Origin of the sequence: Streptomyces sp. NPDC006339 (assembly GCF_040612775.1) — a bacterium.
GTDB lineage: Bacteria > Actinomycetota > Actinomycetes > Streptomycetales > Streptomycetaceae > Streptomyces.
In genome coordinates this window covers 1-21166 of sequence record NZ_JBEXQW010000034.1, presented here as the reverse complement: position 1 = coordinate 21166, position 21166 = coordinate 1, and the positions used below count along the sequence as shown (strand labels likewise).

Below are 21166 nucleotides of genomic sequence, written 5' to 3'. Positions count from 1 at the left end.
CGATGCCTGCCGACCCGGACCTGATTCCCCTGCCCGCCGCGGCCGAGCGCCACGGCGCCCCCGGTCGCCTCTCCCTGGACGAGCGGACCACGCTCGACGCCGGGCCCGGTACGCACGACACCGCCCGGTGGCTTCGCTCGGCGCTCGGCGCCGCCACCGGCCTGCCGTTCGCGGACGGACCCGGCCCGCGCGCCATCCGGCTCCGGATCAGCGCCGACGTCGAGCGCGAGCACGGCCCGGAGGGCTACCGCCTGTCCACCGACGGCTCCGTCGCCGACGCGGCCGTCGCCATCGAGGGCGGCGGCCCCGCCGGCGTGTTCTGGGGAGCCCAGACGCTCCGGCAACTGCTCGGCCCCGACGCGTACCGCAGGGCGCCTCTGGTGCGGGGCGGACGCGCCTGGGACCTGCCCGCGCTCACCGTCTCCGACGGCCCCCGCTTCCGCTGGCGCGGCCTCATGCTCGACGTCGCCCGCCACTTCATGCCCAAGGACGACGTCCTGCGCCAGCTCGACCTGATGGCCGCGCACAAGCTGAACGTCCTGCACCTGCACCTCACCGACGACCAGGGCTGGCGCATCGAGATCAGGCGCCACCCGCGCCTCACCGAGGTCGGCGCCTGGCGGGCGCGGACCAAGTGGGGGCACCGGGCGTCGCCGCTGTGGAACGAGACGCCGCACGGCGGCTACTACACCCAGGACGACATCCGCGAGATCGTCGGCTACGCCGCCGACCGGCATATCGCGGTCGTCCCCGAGATCGACCTTCCCGGCCACTCGCAGGCCGCCATCGCCGCGTACCCCGAACTCGGCAACACCGACGTCATCGACACCACCGCCCTCTCCGTCTGGGACACCTGGGGGGTCAGTCCGAACGTACTCGCCCCCACCGACAACGTCCTGCGCTTCTACGAGGGCGTCCTCGAAGAGGTCCTCGACCTCTTCCCGGCGGAGGTCTCGCCCTTCGTGCACATCGGCGGCGACGAGTGCCCCAAGGACCAGTGGAAGGCGTCGCCCACCGCCCGGGCCCGGATCGCGGAGCTCGGCGTCGGCGACGAGGACGGGCTGCAGTCCTGGTTCGTCCGCCACTTCGACCGCTGGCTCGCCGACCGGGGCCGCCGGCTCATCGGCTGGGACGAGATCCTGGAGGGCGGGACGACGGAGCGGGGCCTCACGCCCGGCGCCGCCGTCTCCTCCTGGCGCGGTTACGCGGGCGGGATCACCGCCGCCGAGGCCGGGCACGACGTCGTGATGTGCCCCGAGCAGCACGTGTACCTGGACCACCGTCAGGCGCCCGGCGAGGACGAGCCGATGCCGATCGGGTACGTCCGCACCCTGGCGGACGTCTACCGCTTCGAGCCCGTGCCGCCCGGCCTCGCCCCCGAGGCGGCCGCCCACATCCTGGGCACCCAGGCCAACGTGTGGACCGAGGTCATGGAGAACCGGGCCCGCGTCGACTACCAGGTCTTCCCGCGCCTCGCCGCCTTCGCCGAGGTCGCCTGGTCCCGGCTGCCCGCCCCGGAGGCCCGTGACCTCGCCGGATTCGAGCGCCGCATGGCCGTCCACTACCGCCGCCTGGACGCCCTCGGCGTCGCCTACCGGCCGCCGTCCGGCCCCCTTCCCTGGCAGCGCCGCCCCGGCGTGCCGGGCCGCCCCGTCGACGGGGCACCCCCGAACGTGTGAGAATCCCGCCCCCTCGCGTCACCCGGGAGCGGCACATCAGGCGTCCGGGGCGTGCGCGGGTCGCCGGAAGCCCCCGGCGACCCGCGAACGGAACGGTCCTTCGCCGACCCTCGCGACGTACGCCGCGGAAGATGTGCCAGAGTTGCCACGTCCGGGCCGTGAGCACGTACGGTACGGCCACACAGGCGTGACAGCCGGGGACGGTCGGGGATCACCGGGACACCGGGAAGGGGCAGCGGGTTGACCACGCACGCACCACAGACGGCATCACGGACGGCGCGGTCCGTGACGCTGCCCGCCTCGCTCGACGAGGCAGTGGCGGCGCTGACGGCCATGCCGGCCGCCGTTCCCGTGGCGGGCGGCACCGACCTGATGGCCGCCGTCAACCGCGGACAGCTCCGCCCCGCGGGCCTGGTCGGCCTGAGCCGGATCAACGAGATCCGCGGCTGGCAGTACCAGGACGGCCACGCCCTGCTCGGCGCGGGCCTCACCCACGCCCGCATGGGCCGCCCCGACTTCGCGGCCCTCATCCCGGCCCTGGCCGCCGCCTCGCGCGTCGCGGGCCCGCCGCAGATCCGCAACGCCGGCACCCTCGGCGGCAACGTCGTGTCCGCCGCGCCCACCGGGGACTCGCTGCCGGTGCTCGCCGCCCTGGAGGCCGAGCTGGTCGTCGTCGGCCCGCTGGGCAGCCGGGAGATGCCCGTCAGCCACCTCCTGGCCGGCCGCGACCTGCTGGCCCCCGGCGAACTGGTCGCCTTCGTCCGCGTACCGCTGCTGCACGCCCCGCAGGTCTTCCTCAAGGCCACCGGCCGCACCGGTCCGGCCCGCGCCACCGCCTCCGTCGCCGTCGTCCTCGACCCGGCGCGGCGCGGGGTGCGCTGCGCGGTCGGCGCGATCGCGCCGATGCCGCTGCGGCCGCTGGAGGCGGAGCAGTGGATCGCCTCTCTGGTGGACTGGGACGGGGAGCGGGGTCTGGCCCCGGAGGCGCTGGCGGCGTTCGGCGATTACGTGGCCGCCGCGTGCATTCCGGACCCGCAGGGCGACGAGCAGTTGCCCCCGGCCGTACTGCACCTGCGGCGCACGGTCGCCGCGCTGGCCCGACGAGCTCTGGGGAGGGCGCTGTCGTGAGCGACGCACACGAGGGCGGGACCGGCGGCTGGGAGCCGATCCCGCAGAGCGAGGGGTACGACGGCGACGCGACGGCGTTCGTGCAGCTCCCGCCCGAATTCATGCTGGAGGGCGTGCCCCTGGAGGCGCCCGGTCACGGCTATGTGCCGCCGATGATCACGCCGCTGGTGCCTCTGTCGCCGCCGCCGGCGGACCCCGGGGTGCCGGAGCCCGGGCAGCCGGACCCCGCGGCGGCGGGCGCGTGGACGGCGCAGCCGCCGTACCCGCAGGAGACGGGTCACCAGGGCGCGGGTCACCAGGGCGCGGGTCACCAGGGCGCGGGGCAGGACGCCGTTCACGGGTCCGGTCACGAGGTCGCTCACGAGGTCGCGTACGACGCCGGGTACGGGGTCGGGGCCGAGACCGCGCACCAGGTTCCGCACGAGGCCCTGCACGAGGCCGCCCACGAGCAGACGGCCTCGTGGACGATCCCGACGTTCCAGGACGGCCCGGACGTCCAGGAGGACTCGGGCGAGTACACGGCGTCGTCGATGGCGCAGTACGCGAGCAGCGCGCCCGCGACGCTGCCGGGCGGCGCCCCGGCACCGTGGGCGGTGACGGAGCCCGAGCCGGAGCCCGTACCCGTACCGGAGGCCGCGCAGGAGCCCGTACCCGGCGCGGAGCCGGTGGAGGAGGCGCCGGCGGCCGAGGCCCCGGACGAGACGCCGGCCGTCGGCCTCCCGCCGGTGGACCCGCAGGGGGACCCGGCGGCGGACGGGACGGCGGACGTGGCGGCGGACATGGCGGCGACCCCGCCCGCCGGCCAGCCGGCCGACCGGCCCGTCGACCCGCCCGCGGGTCCCCCCGCCGACCTCCCCGTCGCGCCGCCGTCCGAGCTGCCCGTCGACATGTCGACCGACAGCGAAGAGCACCCCCACATCTCGTACACGCTGCGCGTGAACGGCGCCGACCGTCCCGTCACCGACTCCTGGATCGGCGAGTCGCTGCTCTACGTCCTGCGGGAGCGGCTCGGCCTCGCCGGGGCCAAGGACGGCTGCTCGCAGGGCGAGTGCGGCGCCTGCAACGTGCAGGTCGACGGCCGGCTGGTCGCCTCCTGCCTGGTGCCGGCCGCGACGGCCGCCGGCTGCGAGGTGCGGACCGTCGAGGGCCTGGCCGTGGACGGCGAGCCGTCCGACGTGCAGCGGGCCCTGGCCAAGTGCGGTGTGCAGTGCGGCTTCTGCATCCCCGGCATGGCCATGACCGTCCACGACCTGCTCGAGGGCAACCACGCCCCGACCGAGCTGGAGACCCGCCAGGCGCTGTGCGGCAACCTGTGCCGCTGCTCCGGCTACCGGGGCGTCCTCGACGCCGTGAAGGAGGTCGTCGCCGGGCGCGAGGCGGCGGCCGGTCCCGGTGACGAGGCCCGTATCCCGCACCAGATTCCCCACCCGCACGACGGAGGCACGGCGTGAGCAGCGACACGACGACCACGGAGCCGACCGACGGCCTCGGCTTCGGCCTCGGCTCCGGTTCCGGTTCCGGTTCCGGTCTCGGTCTCGGCGTCTCGCTTCCGCAGGCCGACGCCCGGGCGAAGACCGAGGGCACCTTCCCGTACGCCTCCGACCTGTGGGCCGAGGGCCTGCTGTGGGCGGCGATCCTGCGCTCCCCGCACCCGCACGCCCGGATCGTGTCGATCGACACCACGGCGGCGGCCGCGATGCCGGGCGTACGGGCCGTGGTGACCCACGCCGACGTGCCCGGCGCCGCCACGTACGGCCGCCAGGTCGCCGACCGCCCCGTCTTCGCCTCCGACCTCGTCCGCCACCACGGCGAGGCCATCGCCGCCGTCGCCGCCGACCACCCCGACACGGCGCGGCTCGCGGCCGCCGCCATCGCCGTCGAGTACGAGGTCCTGGAACCGGTCACCGACCCCGAGCAGGCATTCGGCGCCGAGCCCCTGCACCCGGACGGCAACCTGATCCGGCACATCCCGCTGCGCTTCGGCGACCCGGGGGCGACCGGCGAGGTCGTCGTCGAGGGCCTGTACCGGATCGGCCGGCAGGACACCGCGCCGGTCGGCGCGGAGGCCGCGCTGGCCGTGCCGCGTCCCGACGGCGGCGTCGAGCTCTACACGGCGTCGACCGACCCGCACACCGACCGCGACCTGGCGGCGGCCTGCTTCGGCCTCGCGCCCGAGCAGGTCAAGGTGGTCGTCACCGGAGTGCCCGGCGCCACCGGCGACCGCGAGGACCCCGGCTTCCAGATCCCGCTGGGCCTGCTGGCGCTCCGCACCGGCTGCCCGGTCAAACTCACCGCCACCCGCGAGGAGTCCTTCCTCGGCCACGCCCACCGCCACCCCACCCTGCTGCGCTACCGCCACCACGCGGACGCCGAGGGCCGGCTGGTGAAGGTGGAGGCGCAGATCCTGCTCGACGCGGGCGCGTACGCCGACTCCTCCTCCGAGTCCCTCGCCGCGGCCGTGGCCTTCGCCTGCGGTCCGTACGTCGTCCCGCACGCCTTCGTCGAGGGCTGGGCGGTGCGCACCAACAACCCGCCGTCCGGCCATGTGCGGGGCGAGGGCGCGATGCAGGTGTGCGCGGCGTACGAGGCGCAGATGGACAAGCTGGCCGGGAAGCTGGGCCTGGACCCGGCGGAACTCCGTATGCGCAACGTCCTGTCGACGGGCGACATCCTGCCCACCGGCCAGACCGTGACCTGCCCGGCCCCGGTCGCCGAACTCCTCGCCGCCGTACGGGACTTCCCCCTTCCCTCGCTGCCCATGGACGCCCCCGAGGAGGACTGGCTGCTGCCCGGCGGCCCGGACGGCGCGGGGGAGCCCGGCGCGGTGCGGCGGGGCGTCGGCTACGCGCTGGGCATGGTGCACATGCTGGGCGCCGAGGGCACGGACGAGGTCTCGACGGCCACGGTCCGGGTCCAGGACGGCGTCGCCACCGTCATCTGCGCGGCCGTGGACACCGGTTCCGGCTTCTCGACCCTGGCCCGCCAGATCGTCCAGGACACCCTGGGCGTCGACGAGGTGTACGTGGCCCCGGTCGACACCGACCAGCCCCCGGCCGGGCCCGCCACGCACGGCCGCCACACCTGGGTCTCGGGCGGCGCGGTGGAGCGGGCGGCGAAGATGGTCCGCACGCAGCTCCTGCAGCCGCTGGCCCACAAGTTCGGCATGTCGACCGAGCTGCTCCAGATCGCCGACGGCAAGATCACCTCGTACGACGGTGTCCTGTCCACCACGGTCACCGAGGCCCTGGAGGGCAAGGAGCTCTGGGCCACCGCCCAGTGCCGCCCGCACCCCACCGAGCCGCTCGACGAGTCCGGCCAGGGCGACGCCTTCGTCGGCATCGCCTTCTGCGCCATCCGCGCGGTGGTGGACGTCGACGTCGAGCTGGGGACGGTGCGGGTCGTCGAGATGGCGGTCGCCCAGGACGTCGGCCGCATCCTCAACCCGGCCCAGCTCGCCACCCGCATCGAGGCCGGCGTCACCCAGGGCGTCGGCGCCGCCCTCACCGAGAACCTCCGCACCTCCCGCGGCCTGGTCCGCCACCCCGACCTGACGGGCTACGCCCTGCCCACGTCCCTGGACGCCCCGGACATTCGCATCGTGAAACTCGTCGAGGAACGCGACGTCGTCGCCCCCTTCGGCGCCAAGCCCGCCAGCGCGGTCCCCGTCGTCACCTCCCCGGCCGCCGTCGCCGCCGCGGTCCGCGCCGCCACCGGCCGCCCCGTCAACCGCCTGCCGATCCGCCCGCAGGCGGCGGTGGTGGTGGCCTGAGGCCCGGCCGGGTCTCGGGCGCGACCTGACGAACTCCCACTCCGGTGGCCGCGGCTCCCCTCGCTCCCTGGCGGGATCTCGCCCCGGACGTCTGTGCGTGACCGTGTGCATGAGTAAACTCCTGCCTCTCATGCGGTGACGGAAGCGGGGGGAATCGTGTCGTTCGAGAAGGAGTGGGCCGCGGAGCGGAGCGCGGCGGCCGACCGGGTCGGCGTGCGTCTGAACCAACTGCCCGCCGACGTGAGGGCGGGGCCGGAGCCGAAGAGGCTGTCACGGCTCCGCGGCCGTGATACCGGTTCCCGATCCGTCGGTCGCGCGCGGACCGCACTGCCCGCGCCGGGCAGGCCACACATGGCCATCGTTCGGGACGGCACCCATCCCGTTCCCCTCGTCGAGACAGTCATCGTCGTGTCGTCGATGAGCTCACGGCGCCGTTGACCGAAGCACTACGCATCCTTGGGAGTAGAGCATGTCGTTCGACGAGGAGTGGCGACAACTCCGCGATGCCGCAGCCACGCGGCTCAATGGAGTTCCCACCGACCCCGCTGGAGGCGGTGACGCCGACTACAAAGTGACCTCGCCCGATCTCAAGGCGATCGGTAACGAGGCCCAGGAACTCTTTCACTGGTTCGAGACGGACGCGTTCCATGCCGGCGCCCAGACGTATGGCGCTTCCAAGAGCCTGGATACCGACGGATTCCTGACGGGATCGGCGATGTGGACCATGTGGGACACCTGGCGTACTCAGGCGGAGACGCTTCTGAGTGCCTGTGCGCACATTCACAATCACCTTGAGGACACGATCGTGGGCCATGCGAACCATGAGGAGACGCTGGCCACCAACTTCTCCATGTCCATGATCAACGAACACTTCAAGTAGAGCAGAGGTCCGTGATGCTCAAGTTCGACCAGGTCCTCCATGCCAGGCTGGGCGGCCTCAACGAGGCGGTCACGGCTTGGTCGGAGACGGTGACCAGACTGCAGAAGACCAAGGAGAAGGCTGAGTCAGGTCTCCGGAGCAAGGCGGACAAGGCCGACTGGAAGGGCGAGAACGCAGGCGTCACACAGGCTTTTGTAAGGAAGACCGCCAAGGAGTTCGGCGATGCCCTCACTGAGGCCACCAGTATTCGCAACATCCTGCGCGACGCGCACACCGAGTTCCAGGCCGCCAAGAAGGAGCTGGAGACGCTCGTCGAGCAGGCGCCCGGCAAGGGAATCCGCATCGGCGTGGACGGCGTCGTCAGCTATCTGATCCATCCCGACCGGCGGCCCGAGAACTACGACGGGCCCAAGCCTCAACCGGCGGACTTCGAGGCGATGCGCTCCGCCATCAAGGCAGCCGTCACCCGGGCCAACGACGCCGATGACGTCGCCTCCCGGGCCTTGCGTGCTCTCGTCGGGCCGGACAAGAACAACTTCTCGGGCACCAGCTACGACTCCCTCAAGGCGGCATCGAAGGCCCAGGACGCGGAAGACGCCAAGGCGGCGTACGCGTTGTACAAGAAGGGGGACGATGCCAGTCCTGCGGAGATCGACAAGCTCAACACCCTCTTCAAGGCCAATCAGGACGACCCGTACTTCGCGGAACGCTTCGCCCTGGAGGTCGGCCCGAAGGGCAGCATGCAGTACTGGGCCGACATGGGCGACCCGAGCGACGGCTCCCGCCTCGGCGTCGACCACCGGGACAAGCTGGCGGAACTCCAGAGGAACTGGAGCCTCACTCTCGCCACCGCGACTCATGCGCACAGCCCGGAGATGGAGCAGTGGAAGGCCGACCTGATCAAGGCCGGCAGTGAACCCATCCAGACCCGCGGAACCAGCCCGTACGGCTTCCAGGTCATGAGCAACCTGATGCGTGTCGGGGATTTCGACGACAAGTTCCTTCGTGACTACGGCAACGGGCTTGTCATCACCGAGCGGAAGATGACGCACGACGGCCGCCTCGGCGCAGACCGCGCCTGGCAGCAGATGGGGGGCATGCCGAGCCACCTGAACTGGCAGGGAGGCGACCTCGGCAAGGACCCCGTCATCGGATTCATGGAAGCCCTGGGACATAACCCCAAGGCGTCGACGGACTTCTTCAACAACCCCGTCGACCTCACGCCCGAGAACACGAAGGACGACAAGAAGCTCGACCCCTTCGACTACTTCTCCAAGGACCGCAAGTGGCCCGAGGAGCTCAATGACAAGGGCGATATGACGAGGGAGCCGGGCTACAACGCGCTCGGCCACGCACTTGAGTCCGCGACCACCGGCCATCCGTACGACGCCGTCGCCGACGGCCTCAAAGACGTCCGCACCAAGGAGAACGCGGAGGTCATGCAGAAGGTCGTCGAGCGGTACGGCAGCGACCCGAAGTACATGCACGAGCAGCCGGGCATCGACGACAGTCTCGGCAAGATGGGCGCTGCTTACATCGACGAGTTGAACCGCTCCCTCGAGACCGACAGCGACACGACGATGCAGGAGAAGACCAACTCCCCCTTCGGTAACAACGACGAGAAGGGCAAGTCCCGCTTCGGCGCAGAGTTCGACACCGGGCTGCTCTGGAACCGGGGCGATGCCGTCAATTTCATGGGCATCGTGTCGCAGAGTGAGAGTGGCCACGCCACCCTGTCGTCGGCAGAGACGCTGTACACGACGAGCGTTCTGGACCAGGTCGGCCCCAAGCCCGGCTCCGCGTTCGATGAGCGGGACCTCACGGACGCGCGGACGACCCTGCGCATTGGGTCGGAGGCGCAGGGAATCATGGACGAGTCCCGCATGGCGCAGATCGACAAGGACTACGAGAAGGACTCCGAGGAGCACAAGAAGGCCGTCGGTCGCACCACCGAATGGGTCAAGTTCGGTGTAGGAGCCGTCGCGGCGGGCGGTGTCGTCGCTCTCACGGGCGGTGCCGGTGGCGTACTCGTGCCGTTGGCCGCGGAGACGGTGGGCGGTGCCGTGACGACGTTCATCGGTATGGAGGCCGACGACATCGCGGAGAAGTACGAGAAGGACGAACTCCTTAAGAAGAAGTCGGACGACCTGAAGGACGAGGCGCTGGCCATGGGCAAGGAGAACTCGCTCAGGCCCGGCATCGCCTACGCGAACGCCTCCGGCTGGACGGAGCGGGACCGCAACTATCTCGACGAAGAGCTGGTCAATTACGTCCGGGGCGCGCGCATGCATTCCCGGGACAATTCGCTTCCCGACCCGTACGAGAAGAAGTGACTCGCATGCGCTCTGTGCCGACGAGGATCGGTGTGGCAGTTTTCCTGGCCGCGGTGCTCTCGGGTTGCTCCGACGGGGGCGGTGGCAGTGACCGCGCGACGGAGCAGGGCGGTGGGGGCGCGACCGAGGTCTGCGGCGCCTTCGCGAAGGATGCCCCGGCGTCAGCCGCGCTCGAATCCGTCATGGGTGCCGAACGTTTCACCGACGATCTGTCGGAGCCGGGCAAGGCACTCGACGAGCTGCGCGCGGCATCCCGCACACCCCTGGCCCGGACATACCGGCCGCAGCCGGTGAAGTACTGCTGGCTCCTGCCCGCGCAGAAGGGCCCGAAAGACCTTCAGGTCGAGGTGAATGCGACCCCGGAGGTCCCGGCAGTCGACCCGATGCTCGCGGACAAAGCCACCTACTTCGCCACCGGGGCGCGTGCTTATTCGTCCGCCGGTCTGGCCAAGCTCTACTTCATGTGCAGGCTGGAGGCGCCCGCGCACGCGATCACTGTCGAGACGAGTGTGCGTGGTCCCGGCACGGTCCTGGGAGAGGATCGGCAGCGGCGCGTGCAGATGGCCACCCTCGCCAACGCCGCCGCTCGGCAGATCTCCGAGGAGCTCGGCTGCCAAGGGGACGAGCTGGCGACCGGGGTGCCCCCAGCAGTCGCGTCCCCGTCGTCAGCGCGTGATCCGGTTGCAAGTCCCGAACAGGTTCACCAGGAAGCAGACAAGTAGGCTCCCTCCGTTGGCCGGCAAGCGGAGTGGGAACAGCGTGAGTAGGAGCGGCGTGGCGGCTCGGGGGGTATGGCGTGGGCTGGCCGCCGTGGTCGGGTGCCTGGTGGTCGTCGTGGCCGCCGGGCCCGCGCAGGCGGAGAGTGTCAGGGCGCGGCAGTGGCATCTCAGCGCCCTGCATGCCGAGGACATCTGGAAGCGCAGCACCGGGAAGGGCGTCACCGTCGCGCTGATCGACACCGGGGTCAAGGAGGTGCCCGAGCTCGCCGGGCGGCTGGTGGGGGAGGTGGACTTTCCCGGGGCCGGGAGCGCCGGCACGAAGGACGGCGGGACGACGGCGGCCGCCGTCATCGCGGGGACCGGGAAGGGGCCCGGGGGGCAGGCCAGTGCGTACGGGCTGGCCCCCGGGGCGAAGGTGATGCCGCTGAACATCAGCGACGGGTACCGCCGCAACGGCAGCCTCGCCGACCAGGAGAAGGCCGTCAACGCCGGACTGGTCCCCGCGCTGCGGCACGCCGCCGACTCGGACGCCCGGATCATCTCCGTGTCCGTCAGCGTCCCCGTGTACGAGGCGTCCGCCGAGGTGCGCGAGGCCGTCGCGTACGCCATGGCCAAGGGCAAGCTCATCTTCGCCGGGGTCGGGGACACCTTCCTGGAGGAAGGGCTCGTCGAGACGCCGGCGAGACTGCCCGGCGTCGTCGGGGTGGCGGCCATCGACCGGAACGCCACCTGGATCAAGGGCACCGGCGTCGGCCCCCAGGTGGATCTCGCGGCTCACGGCTCCGACATCATCAGCGCCTGCGCCGGAGGCACCGGCCTGTGCAGGTCCAAGGGCACGGCCATCGCCTCGGCCCTCGCCGCCGCGAGCGCCGCCCTCGTCTGGTCCGCCCACCCCGACTGGACCCGCAACCAGGTGCTCCAGGTACTGCTGAACACGGTCTCCGGACCCGAGGGCGGCGAGGTGCGTAGCGACTACATCGGCTACGGAGCCGTACGGCCGAGGCGGGCGCTGAATACGCCCGGGGACCCCGGCCCGCCGGACGTGTACCCGCTCGAGGACTACACGACGCCGACCCCCAGCCCGACCCCCACGCCTCCGTCCCCCGTCGGCGCCACGCCCTCGGCCGCCGCACCCGTCGCCTCCGGGCCCGGCCGCGACGGGCACAGCACCGGCTTCTGGATCGCGCTCGGGGTGTGCGCCGCCGGACTGCTCGGCATGGCGGTCGGTACGCCGCTCCTCATCGCCGACCACCGGCGCGGGCGGCAGCCCGCCTAGTCCTCGCGCTGCGCGTACGCGGCCGTGCCGCCGCCCACCGCGAGGACCGCTCCGCCGGTCACCAGCCCCACGAGGAACCGCCGCCGGGACGCCCCGCCGGAGCCCGGCGGTCCCGGGACGGTGACCAGCCGGGCCGTCGCCGCCTCCCGGCGGGCGATGTCGTCGGCCAGCGGGCCCCGGCGCCAGGCGCGGTCGGCGCCCTTGGGCGGGGTGACGGCAGCCGCGATCTGCGCCGGTGCGGGCCGCAGCGCCGGATCCTTCGCCAGGCACGGGCCGATCAGCGGCCGCAGCGCGGCCGGCACCAGGCTCATGTCCGGGTCGCCGTGCACGACCTCGTACTGCACGGCCGCCACATGCCCCCCGTCGAAGGCGCGGCGGCCGCTCGACGCGAACACGAGCACCGCGCCGAGCGAGAAGACGTCCGAGGCCGGGCCCACCCGGCGGCCCAGCACCTGTTCCGGCGACCCGTACCCGGGCGTGACCGGGATCTGGCCGGTCGTCGTCAGCGTCAGACCGTGCTCGGGGCGGGCGATGCCGAAGTCGATGACCCGCGGACCGGACGAGGTCAGCACGATGTTGGCGGGCTTCAGGTCACGGTGGACCAGGCCCGCCGCGTGGATGTCGTGGAGCGTACGGGAGAGGAAGTGGCCCAGGGCGCGTACGGTCGGCTCGTCCATCGGCCCGTACGTCCGCACCGCCTCGTCCAGCGTCGGACCGGCGAGGAACTCGGCCGCGATCCACGGCCGTCCGCCCTCCGTCTGCGCCCCCAGCACCCGCGCCACACCCTTGCCGGTGACCGCCCGGGCCATCTCGGCCTCACGGACGAAGCGCTGCGCGAGGCCCTGGTCGTAGGCGAGTTCGGGGCGCAGGACCTTCACGGCGGCGGTGCCGCCCGCGCCGTCGGTGCCGAAGTACACCTTGCCCATGCCGCCCTCGCCGAGGACGCCGAGGAGCCGGTACGGGCCGAGCCGGAGGGGGTCTCCGGTGGAGAGCGGGTTCACGGGGTCGCGGTTCCTCTCACTGCGCGTCGCATCGCCGTACGTCGCTTCACTGCACGTCGCTTCACTGCGCGTCGCATCGCGGCGTCTCGCTGCACTGCGGTTCGCATCGCCGCGCGTCTCTCGACTGCGGCTCGCATCACCGCACCTCGAACCGGGTCACACGGCCGGCCCCGACACCGTAGAACGCCTTGTCCCCGGCGGAGGCGACCCGGACGGCGGCCGAAGGGATCGTCTGCGCGTAGCGGCGCGTGGCCAGGTCGACGACGCCGACACCGCGCTCGTTCGGCACGCACAGGACGGTCGATCCGGCCGCGGGCGGGGCTTCGAGGCTCGGCGCGCCGCCCGCGGACACGTCGGCCTCCCACCGCCGTCGGCCCCGCCGGGCGTCGACGGCGACCAGGGTGCGGGTCCCCTCGACCGCGTACACGACGCCGTCGCGGACGAGCGGCGCGCCGTAGTGCCGCCGCTTGGGCTTGAGATCGCCGTACGGCCGTCCGTGGCCGAACTCCCAGATGTGCCGGCCGTCCGTGAGCCGGACCGCGTACAGGAACTGCGCCCCGACGTAGAGGTGCGTGCCGTCCTCCGCGACCTCGGCGCCGTCGGCGGGCGGGGTCGCGTACATGTCCGACGCCTCGGGGACGACGCTGGTCCACAGGACCTTGCCGGACCGGGTGTCGTAGGCGGTCAGGGTCATGTCGAGGGTGCTCTGGCCGACGATCAGCCGGGAGCCGACCGCCCGCGCGAAGCGCACGTTGAAGCCGTGCCCCGGCTCCGACTCCTTGATCGGCGCGCGCCATCGCTCGCGGCCGGTGGCGGTGTCGAGGGCGAGCAGGATCCAGTCGTACGTACCGCTGTCGGCGCCCGGCTTGCGGCGGTTGACGGCCAGGTAGAGGGTGCCCTCGGCCGCGTACAGCATCTTGGCCTGGCCGGACACCCACGGGTACTTGAAGTCCTCGAGGACGGCGACCTCGCGCAGATGCAGGCCGGTGTTCGGTTCGAGCGCGTTGACCGTGAGGCCGTTGGACGCGTCCTCGAACAGCCCGTAGACGGTGGTGCGGTCCGCCGTGACCTGGTCGTCGTGGAGGAGCTTGGGCTCGGTCCACTCGAAGCCGCCCGGGACGGCGCTCAGGCCCTTGAGACCGTTCCTGGTCATCGTGATCACGGCCGCGTCCCGGAGGATCGGCGGGGCCGAACCGGCCGCCCCGGCCGCATCCTTGGCCCAGGCGGTGCGCAGCGGGCCGCTCTCCTCCCCGGTCGTGCCGGAGCCCGAGCCGGAGCCGGAGGACCCCGAGGACCCGGAGGCCGACGACGTGCCCGAGCCCTCGCCGCCCCGGGCCAGCCAAACCCAGGCTCCCGCGCCCACCCCGGCGAGGCCGAGGGCCGAGCCGCCGCCCGTGACGAGCAGCCTGCGGCGCGAGAGGCCGGAGGAGCCGGTCCGGCGGGCGCCGGGTGTCCCCGCCGGGACCGTCGGCGCGTAGGGGTCCTGCGCCGGGGCGGGGAGCCGGGGCGGCAGCGGGTGCCAGACGTCGGTCGCGCGGCGGGCGATCGCGGCGAGCAGCGGGGCCGGCAGATGGTCGGCGAACTCGCCGTGCCCGTCGTGGAGTTCGGTGATCAGCGTGGCGGTCGTCGGCCGGGCCGCCGGGTCCTTGGCGAGACAGGCGGTCAGCAGCGGGCGGAGGGACGGCGGCAGGGCGGCCAGGGTCTCCGGGTCCGGGTCGGCGTAGCGGACCCGGTAGAGCAGGTCGGCCGGGGCGCCGCCGCCGAACGGGGCGCGGCCGGTCGCCGCGAAGACCAGGACGCCGGCGAGGGCGAACACATCACCCGCCGGGGGGTGTTCCTGGCCCGACGCCTGTTCCGGGGACATGTAGGCGGGGGTGCCGGCCGCCGCGCCGGTGCTGGTGAGGCGGTCGTCGCCGGCCGCGCGGGCGATGCCGAAGTCGATCACCTTCGGGCCGTGGGCGGTGATCAGGATGTTGGACGGCTTCAGATCGCGGTGGACCACGTCCGAGGAGTGCAACTGCCGGAGCGCCCCGGCGAGAGCGGCGCCGACCGCGCGGACCGTCGGCTCCGGCAGGGGACCGGCGAGGGCGACCGCGTCGTCGAGGGGCGGACCGAGCACGTACTCGGTGGCCAGCCAGGGCGTTTCCGCCAGGGGGTCCGCGTCGAAGACCGTCGCGCCGTGGCGGTCGCCGATGATGCGGGCCGCGTCGGTCTCCAGACGGAAGCGGGTCCGGAAGGCCGGATCGGCGGCCAGCCGCGCGTGCAGCGTCTTCAGCGCGACCGTACGGCCGCCGGGCGACCGGGCCAGGTAGACCGTGCCCATGCCGCCCGCCCCGAGCCGGGCGAGCAGGCGGTACGAGGCGATGGCGGCCGGGTCGTCGTGGGTCAGGGGGGAGAGCATCGGTCAGTTCCCGGGGGAGGCGGGGGAGGTGGGGGCGCCACCGTACGGGTGCCCGGCGACGGGGCCAGCGGGGCCGACGGGCGGGACGGGGGTGGCGGGTGTGGCGGGTGTGGCGGAGGAGGGTGCGGCGAGGGGTGCGGCACCGGCGGGCCCAGGGGCGGAGGGCCCGGGGACGGGAGCCCCCTGACCGGCCGCCCCGGGGACGGGAGCCCCCTGACCGGCCGCCCCGGGAACGGCCGCCCCGGGAACAGGGGCCCCGGCTGTGGAGGCCCCGGCTCCGGTCCCCGGGACGACCGGCAGGTCGGCCGCAAGCAGCGACGCGGACTGGCGGGCCAGCGCCGCCACCACCCTGGGCGGCAGCCAGCCCGGCGTCAGCAGCGAGGCGGCCGAGCCGAGCACCGTCGCGTGCGGGGTGGGTGGCGCGAGGGCCGACAGCAGGGCGGCGGCGGCCGGGCGGTCCGCCGGATCGCGGGTCAGACAGGTGGTGACCGTCGCGCGCAGGGCGGACGGCAGCTCGGAACGTTCCGGCACGGTGTGGCCCGTCGCCGCGTACGCGAGGACCGCGCCGAGCCCGTACACGTCGCCCGGCGGCCGCGGCAGCCCGCCCGTCGCCCGCTCCGGGGCCTGGGCCTCCCGGTCCACCCGCTCCGTGGCACGGCCCGCGCCGAAGCAGGTCAGCCGCGGGCCGTCGGCCGTCAGCAGGACGGCGGCCGGAGCCACCCCGGCGTGCGTCACGCCCTGCGCGTGCAGCGCCGCCAGGGTCTCGGCCAGCGCCGCGCCGATCACCCGCACCGTTTCCTCCGGCAACGGGCCGCCGTGCACGGCCAGCGCGACCGGCAGCGGGAGCGCGGGAACGTACGGACCGGCGAAGGCCGGACCACCGGCCCCGTCCGCGACCTCCACGGCCTCCACGACCTCGGTGACCGGCAGCGTCCAGGGCGCCGGGAACCGCCGGGCGGCCTCCGCCTCGTGCAGGAAGAGGGCCGGGTCGGTGCCGGGGAGCGGGAGGGTGAGCAGCACCGTACGGTCACCGTAGGACTCGCCGGCGGCCTCTCGGGCGACCTCTCTGGCGACGAAGCGGCGGTACGGGGGCGAGGGGGCGGATCCCGGCGGATCCAGACGCGTGATGAGCCGGTACGGCCGCGGCCGTTCCATGTGCGAATCCCCCCTGATCGTCCGCCCGAGCAGGGAGAGCCTACTCAAGCCATGATCAGGACGATCAGGGGGAGACCGCGAACGCCTGGAGACCGTGATCGGATTCGAACCGACGTCACTCGCTTTGCAGGCGAGTCCCTGAGCCACTCGGGTACACGGTCGGGGTGGTGGGTGTCGTGCGCTGGAGAAACGCTGACGAGAACGACGTTAGGCGGGGCGGGGCAGGGGTTCAACGGTTCGCCGGGGGCCGCAACACGACCGCCATACGGCGTTCATGAGAGGCGTGGTCGTACGACCATCGGGGCAGGGCGGATACGCCTCACGACAGGGGCCAAAACCCGATACGGCCCTTACTCTGGGGCTATGAGCGCCCTCGAACCCCGCGATGCCGACGTCGCCCCACCCGCAGCCGGATCCGCTCCTTCTGCCTCCGCCGCCGACGCACCCGCCGGCGGCGGATCCGTGCTCGACCGCGGGCACCGGGCGCTCAGCGTCGGCATCGTCTCCGTCGTCCTGCTCGTCGCCTTCGAGGCCACCGCCGTCGGCACGGCCATGCCCGTCGCCGCCCGGGAGCTCGACGGCGTGTCGCTCTACGCCTTCGCCTTCTCCGCCTACTTCACCACCAGCCTCTTCGGCATGGTCCTCGCCGGCCAGTGGTCCGACCGCAACGGTCCGCTCGGCCCGCTCGCCGTCGGCATGAGCTGCTTCGCCGCCGGACTGCTGCTGTCGGGGACGGCCGGCACGATGTGGCTGTTCATCCTCGGCCGGGCCGTGCAGGGCCTCGGCGGCGGGCTCGTGATCGTCGCGCTGTACGTGGTCATCAGCCGCGCCTACGAGGAGCACCTCAGGCCCGCGATCATGGCCGCGTTCGCCGCGAGCTGGGTGGTGCCGTCCGTCGTCGGGCCGCTCGCCTCGGGCACCATCACCGAGCACCTGGGCTGGCGGTGGGTCTTCGTCGGGATCCCGGCCCTGGTCGTCTTCCCGCTCGCGCTCGCCCTGCCCGCCATCCGGCGCACCGCCTCCGGGCCCGCCGACCCCGGCGCCCCCGTGACGCCGTGGAACCGGCGGCGGATCCGGCTCGCCCTCGGCATCTCCGCCGGTGTGGCCCTGCTCCAGTACGCCGGGCAGGAGCCGCGCTGGCTCTCCCTCCTGCCCGCCGCCGCCGGCGCGGCCCTGCTCGTCCCCGCCGTCCGCGGCCTGCTCCCGCGCGGCACCTACCGGGCGGCGCGTGGCCTGCCGTCCGTGGTGCTGCTCCGGGGCATCGCCGCGGGCTCGTTCATCGCGGCGGAGTCCTTCGTCCCGCTCATGCTGGTCACCCAGCGCGGACTCAGCCCCACCCTCGCCGGCCTCTCCCTCGCCGTCGGCGGTCTGACCTGGGCGCTCGGCTCCTGGGTGCAGTCCCGGCCGCGCACCGAGCCGTACCGGGAACGGCTGGTCGTCGCCGGCATGGTGCTCGTCGCCACCGCCATCGCCACGGCACCGACGGTGCTGCTCACCGCCGTCCCGGTGTGGGTCGTCGCGGCGGCCTGGGCCTGGGGATGCTTCGGCATGGGCCTGGTCATCGCCTCCACGAGCGTGCTCCTGCTCAAGCTCTCCGCCCCCGAGGAGGCCGGCGCGAACTCCGCCGCCCTCCAGATCTCGGACGGCCTGTCCAACGTCCTCCTCCTCGCGGCGGGCGGCGCCGCCTTCGCCGCGCTGGGCGGCGGCGCCGTCGGCCACGCCGTGAGCGCCGACGCCGCGACCGGCTCCCACCCGGCCGCCTTCGCGGCCGTCTTCCTGCCGATGGCGGCGGTCGCGGCGATCGGCGCGTGGGTGGCGACCCGGCTGGACACCGGACGCACGCGGGCGTGAGCCGGGGCGCGCGGCCCCTCGGCCGGGAGCACCGGAAGTACCGGTAGCACCGGCCGTCCCGGTAGCACCGGCCGTCCCGGCCGTCCCGGTAGCACCGGCCGTCCCGGCCGTCCCGGCGGCACCGGCCGTACCGGCAGCACCGGCCGTCCCCGCTGTACCGGCAGCACCGGCCGTACCGGCAGCACCGGGAGCACCGGCCGTCCCGGCGGCACTGGCCGTACCGGCAGCACCGGCCGTCCCGGCGGCACCGGCAACACCGGCAGCACCGGCCGTCCCGGCCGTACCGGCAGCACCGGGAGGCGAAAACCGGTCGCACGGCCCGACGCGGCTCCCTAGGGTCGGCGCATGTCCCCTGTCACCCCTGTCACCCCTGACGCCCGCGACCCACGCGGCACCGTGACCCTGCCCGTCGGCGACGACGTCGCCGACCTCGCCGACGCCCGCGGCGTCTCCGTCGAGGAGCTCGTCGGCGAGGCCGTGGCGCGTTACGTCTCCCTGGAGGCCACCCTCGTACGGCACGAGGCCCAGCGCCTCGCCCTGCGGCACCTCCCGCTCCTGAAGCGGCTCGGCGCATGAGCGGGACGGAGACCCGGCCCCAGGCCGGGCCCGGGGCCGGGACGCGGTTCCTCACCCTCGCCGAGGTCACGGAGATCGCCCGGACCGCGTTCACCGGGGACGGTGTCCCCGAGCTGCGGGCGCCCGCGCTCCTGGAGTCCGCCGTGCACCGGCCGAGGGCGCGGATGTACGGGGACCTGTTCGAGCAGGCCGCCGTACTGCTGCACGCGATCGCGTCGAACCATCCGTTCGTCGACGGGAACAAGCGGGCCGCGTGGCTGTCGGCGGCCGTGTTCCTCGCCGTCAACGGCGTCGATCTCGCGGACGTCGACCAGGACCGGGCATACGCGCTGGTCGTCGCGGTCGCGGGCGGCGAGCTCGCGGACATCCGGGACATCGCGGGTGTTTTGCGAGAGTTGTGAGGACTCTCTCAGGGAGGGGCGGCACGGGCTCGTTCGTACGGGGTCGCGGCCGGCGCACCGGTAAGGTGGCCCGGTTGTCATATCTGGACGAGCGTCGAACCGGAGATCGTGACTACTACCACCGCCTCCTCCCACCACCTCTCTCCCGCCTTTCCCGGCCGTGCTCCCTGGGGCACCGCCAACAAGCTGCGAGCCTGGCAGCAGGGCGCGATGGAGAAGTACATCCAGGAGCAGCCCCGTGACTTCCTCGCGGTCGCCACGCCCGGCGCCGGCAAGACCACCTTCGCGCTGACCCTCGCGTCCTGGCTGCTGCACCACCACGTGGTGCAGCAGGTCACCGTCGTCGCGCCCACCGAGCACCTGAAGAAGCAGTGGGCGGCGGCCGCGGCGCGGATAGGGATCAAGCTCGATCCCGACTACAGCGCCGGGCCGCTCAGCAAGGAGTACGACGGGATCGCCATCACGTACGCCGGCGTCGGCGTGCGGCCCATGCTCCACCGCAACCGTTCCGAACAGCGCAAGACCCTCGTCATCCTCGACGAGATCCACCACGCCGGAGACTCCAAGTCCTGGGGCGAGGCGTGCCTGGAGGCGTTCGAGCCCGCGACCCGCCGGCTCGCCCTCACCGGCACGCCCTTCCGCTCCGACACGAACCCGATCCCCTTCGTGACGTACGAGGAGGGGAACGACGGGATCCGCAGGTCGTCCGCGGACTATACGTACGGCTACGGCAACGCGCTGGGCGACGGCGTCGTCCGGCCGGTCATCTTCCTCTCCTACAGCGGCAACATGCGCTGGCGGACCAAGGCGGGCGACGAGATCGCCGCCCGGCTCGGCGAGCCGATGACCAAGGACGCGATCTCGCAGGCGTGGCGCACCGCGCTCGACCCGCGCGGCGACTGGATGCCGAACGTGCTGCGCGCCGCCGACCAGCGGCTGACCGAGGTCAGGAAGTCCATCCCGGACGCGGGCGGGCTCGTCATCGCCTCCGACCAGGACTCGGCCCGCGCGTACGCGAAGCTGATCCGGGAGATCACCGGCACCAAGGCCACGGTCGTCCTGTCGGACGACGCCGGCGCCTCCGGCCGCATCGACGAGTTCAGCGCGAACACCGACCGCTGGATGGTCGCCGTCCGCATGGTGTCGGAGGGCGTCGACGTGCCCCGCCTCGCGGTCGGCGTGTACGCGACGACGATCTCGACGCCGCTGTTCTTCGCGCAGGCCGTCGGCCGCTTCGTGCGATCGCGCAGGCGCGGCGAGACCGCGTCCGTGTTCCTTCCCACCATCCCCAGCCTGCTCGGCTTCGCCAGCGAGATGGAGGTCGAGCGCGACCACGTCCTCGACCGGCCGAAGAAGGAGGGCGAGGAGGACCCGTACGCCGAGTCCGAGAAGGAGATGGCGGAGGCCGAGAAGCAGCAGGACGAGGACACCGGCGAGCAGGACATGCTGCCCTTCGAGGCGCTGGAGTCCGACGCCGTCTTCGACCGGGTCCTCTACAACGCGGCCGAGTTCGGCATGCAGGCCCACCCGGGCAGCGAGGAGGAGCAGGACTACCTCGGGATTCCCGGTCTCCTGGAGCCCGACCAGGTCCAGCTCCTCCTGCAGAAGCGGCAGGCCCGGCAGATCGCGCACAGCCGCAAGAAGCCGGACAGCGAGGCCGACCTGCTGGAGCTTCCGGCGGAACGGCGTCCCGTCGTTTCGCACAAGGAGCTGCTCGAGCTCAGGAAGCAGCTCAACACGATGGTCGGCGCGTACGTGCATCAGAGCGGCAAGCCGCACGGGGTGATCCACACCGAGCTGCGCCGGGTGTGCGGCGGGCCGCCGAGCGCCGAGGCGACGGCCGGGCAGATCCGCGAGCGGATCAAGAAGGTGCAGGAGTGGGCCACGCGCATGCGGTGACGTGGTCCGGAGGAACGGCCCGGGGCCCGTACGCACGACGCGCCGCGACATGGGCGAGCTGTCGGCGGACCAGCTCCGCTTCGATTCACAGTGGCTGG

The 21166-nt window shown here is 73.3% G+C and carries 14 protein-coding genes, 1 tRNA gene and 1 pseudogene; 12 read left to right on the top strand and 4 right to left on the bottom strand.

Translation table 11 applies throughout. From position 1 onward, the window contains the following. Positions 1 to 2: 2 nt before the first annotated feature. From ABZ135_RS25665 to ABZ135_RS25630, 8 genes are all read left to right on the top strand, one after another. Positions 3 to 1679 carry a beta-N-acetylhexosaminidase gene (locus tag ABZ135_RS25665; RefSeq protein WP_356698611.1) on the top strand — a complete coding sequence of 559 codons (1677 nt, stop codon included), beginning with the start codon at positions 3 to 5 and terminating at the stop codon, positions 1677 to 1679. A 240-nt stretch (positions 1680 to 1919) separates the two neighbouring features. Further along, positions 1920 to 2807, top strand: a complete 888-nt coding sequence (locus ABZ135_RS25660; RefSeq protein WP_356698610.1) for an FAD binding domain-containing protein — start codon at positions 1920 to 1922, stop codon at positions 2805 to 2807. Then, positions 2804 to 4258, top strand: coding sequence for a 2Fe-2S iron-sulfur cluster-binding protein (locus ABZ135_RS25655; protein ID WP_356698609.1), 1455 nt, complete (start codon positions 2804 to 2806; stop codon positions 4256 to 4258). The genes ABZ135_RS25660 and ABZ135_RS25655 overlap by 4 nt, the downstream gene beginning before the upstream one ends. Further along, entirely contained in the window at positions 4255 to 6576 is a 2322-nt protein-coding gene (locus ABZ135_RS25650; RefSeq protein WP_356698608.1) for a molybdopterin cofactor-binding domain-containing protein, read from the top strand. Before ABZ135_RS25655 ends, ABZ135_RS25650 begins: the two co-directional genes overlap by 4 nt. A 469-nt stretch (positions 6577 to 7045) precedes the next feature. Next, positions 7046 to 7456 (top strand): hypothetical protein, encoded by a 411-nt coding sequence (locus ABZ135_RS25645; RefSeq protein ID WP_356698607.1) that lies wholly within the window; start codon positions 7046 to 7048, stop codon positions 7454 to 7456. Positions 7457 to 7470: 14 nt separating this feature from the next. Then, positions 7471 to 9789 (top strand): DUF6571 family protein, encoded by a 2319-nt coding sequence (locus ABZ135_RS25640; protein WP_356698606.1) that lies wholly within the window; start codon positions 7471 to 7473, stop codon positions 9787 to 9789. Between the two features lie 32 nt (positions 9790 to 9821). After that, positions 9822 to 10511: a hypothetical protein gene (locus tag ABZ135_RS25635; RefSeq protein WP_356698605.1), complete on the top strand. Its 690-nt coding sequence runs from the start codon at positions 9822 to 9824 to the stop codon at positions 10509 to 10511. A gap of 88 nt (positions 10512 to 10599) precedes the next feature. Further along, on the top strand, positions 10600 to 11784 hold the full coding sequence (locus tag ABZ135_RS25630; protein ID WP_356698604.1) for a S8 family serine peptidase: 1185 nt from the start codon (positions 10600 to 10602) through the stop codon (positions 11782 to 11784). Positions 11785 to 11798: 14 nt separating this feature from the next. Here ABZ135_RS25630 and ABZ135_RS25625 read toward each other — a convergent pair. The 4 genes and pseudogenes from ABZ135_RS25625 to ABZ135_RS25610 form a co-directional block, all read right to left on the bottom strand. Beyond that, positions 11799 to 12785, bottom strand: a pseudogene (locus ABZ135_RS25625) (serine/threonine-protein kinase); the annotation flags it as partial. A gap of 136 nt (positions 12786 to 12921) precedes the next feature. Further along, complete coding sequence (locus tag ABZ135_RS25620) at positions 12922 to 15186, bottom strand: PQQ-binding-like beta-propeller repeat protein (RefSeq protein ID WP_356698603.1); 2265 nt, start codon at positions 15184 to 15186, stop codon at positions 12922 to 12924. Between the two features lie 3 nt (positions 15187 to 15189). Beyond that, positions 15190 to 16341 (bottom strand): serine/threonine protein kinase, encoded by a 1152-nt coding sequence (locus ABZ135_RS25615; protein ID WP_356698602.1) that lies wholly within the window; start codon positions 16339 to 16341, stop codon positions 15190 to 15192. Between the two features lie 86 nt (positions 16342 to 16427). Beyond that, positions 16428 to 16502: transfer RNA gene (locus tag ABZ135_RS25610), tRNA-Cys, on the bottom strand. Positions 16503 to 16704: 202 nt separating this feature from the next. Here ABZ135_RS25610 and ABZ135_RS25605 point away from each other — a divergent pair. The 4 genes from ABZ135_RS25605 (at position 16705) to ABZ135_RS25590 (ending at position 21068) form a co-directional block, all read left to right on the top strand. Beyond that, positions 16705 to 18192, top strand: a complete 1488-nt coding sequence (locus tag ABZ135_RS25605) for an MFS transporter (RefSeq protein WP_356698601.1) — start codon at positions 16705 to 16707, stop codon at positions 18190 to 18192. A gap of 345 nt (positions 18193 to 18537) precedes the next feature. After that, positions 18538 to 18768 (top strand): hypothetical protein, encoded by a 231-nt coding sequence (locus tag ABZ135_RS25600; protein WP_356698600.1) that lies wholly within the window; start codon positions 18538 to 18540, stop codon positions 18766 to 18768. Further along, on the top strand, positions 18765 to 19169 hold the full coding sequence (locus ABZ135_RS25595) for a type II toxin-antitoxin system death-on-curing family toxin (protein WP_356698599.1): 405 nt from the start codon (positions 18765 to 18767) through the stop codon (positions 19167 to 19169). Before ABZ135_RS25600 ends, ABZ135_RS25595 begins: the two co-directional genes overlap by 4 nt. 108 nt (positions 19170 to 19277) lie before the next feature. After that, on the top strand, positions 19278 to 21068 hold the full coding sequence (locus tag ABZ135_RS25590) for a DEAD/DEAH box helicase (protein ID WP_356698598.1): 1791 nt from the start codon (positions 19278 to 19280) through the stop codon (positions 21066 to 21068). Positions 21069 to 21166 lie beyond the last annotated feature (98 nt).

Bases quoted from the DNA above. Each gene is read 5' to 3' on its own strand.
- ABZ135_RS25665 (WP_356698611.1), top strand. From the start codon at position 3: ATGCCTGCCGACCCGGACCTGATTCCCCTGCCCGCCGCGGCCGAGCGC.
- ABZ135_RS25645 (WP_356698607.1), top strand. From the start codon at position 7,046: ATGTCGTTCGACGAGGAGTGGCGACAACTCCGCGATGCCGCAGCCACG.
- ABZ135_RS25640 (WP_356698606.1), top strand. From the start codon at position 7,471: ATGCTCAAGTTCGACCAGGTCCTCCATGCCAGGCTGGGCGGCCTCAAC.
- ABZ135_RS25620 (WP_356698603.1), bottom strand. From the start codon at position 15,186: ATGCTCTCCCCCCTGACCCACGACGACCCGGCCGCCATCGCCTCGTAC.
- ABZ135_RS25615 (WP_356698602.1), bottom strand. From the start codon at position 16,341: ATGGAACGGCCGCGGCCGTACCGGCTCATCACGCGTCTGGATCCGCCG.
- ABZ135_RS25605 (WP_356698601.1), top strand. From the start codon at position 16,705: ATGAGCGCCCTCGAACCCCGCGATGCCGACGTCGCCCCACCCGCAGCC.
- ABZ135_RS25600 (WP_356698600.1), top strand. From the start codon at position 18,538: ATGTCCCCTGTCACCCCTGTCACCCCTGACGCCCGCGACCCACGCGGC.
- ABZ135_RS25595 (WP_356698599.1), top strand. From the start codon at position 18,765: ATGAGCGGGACGGAGACCCGGCCCCAGGCCGGGCCCGGGGCCGGGACG.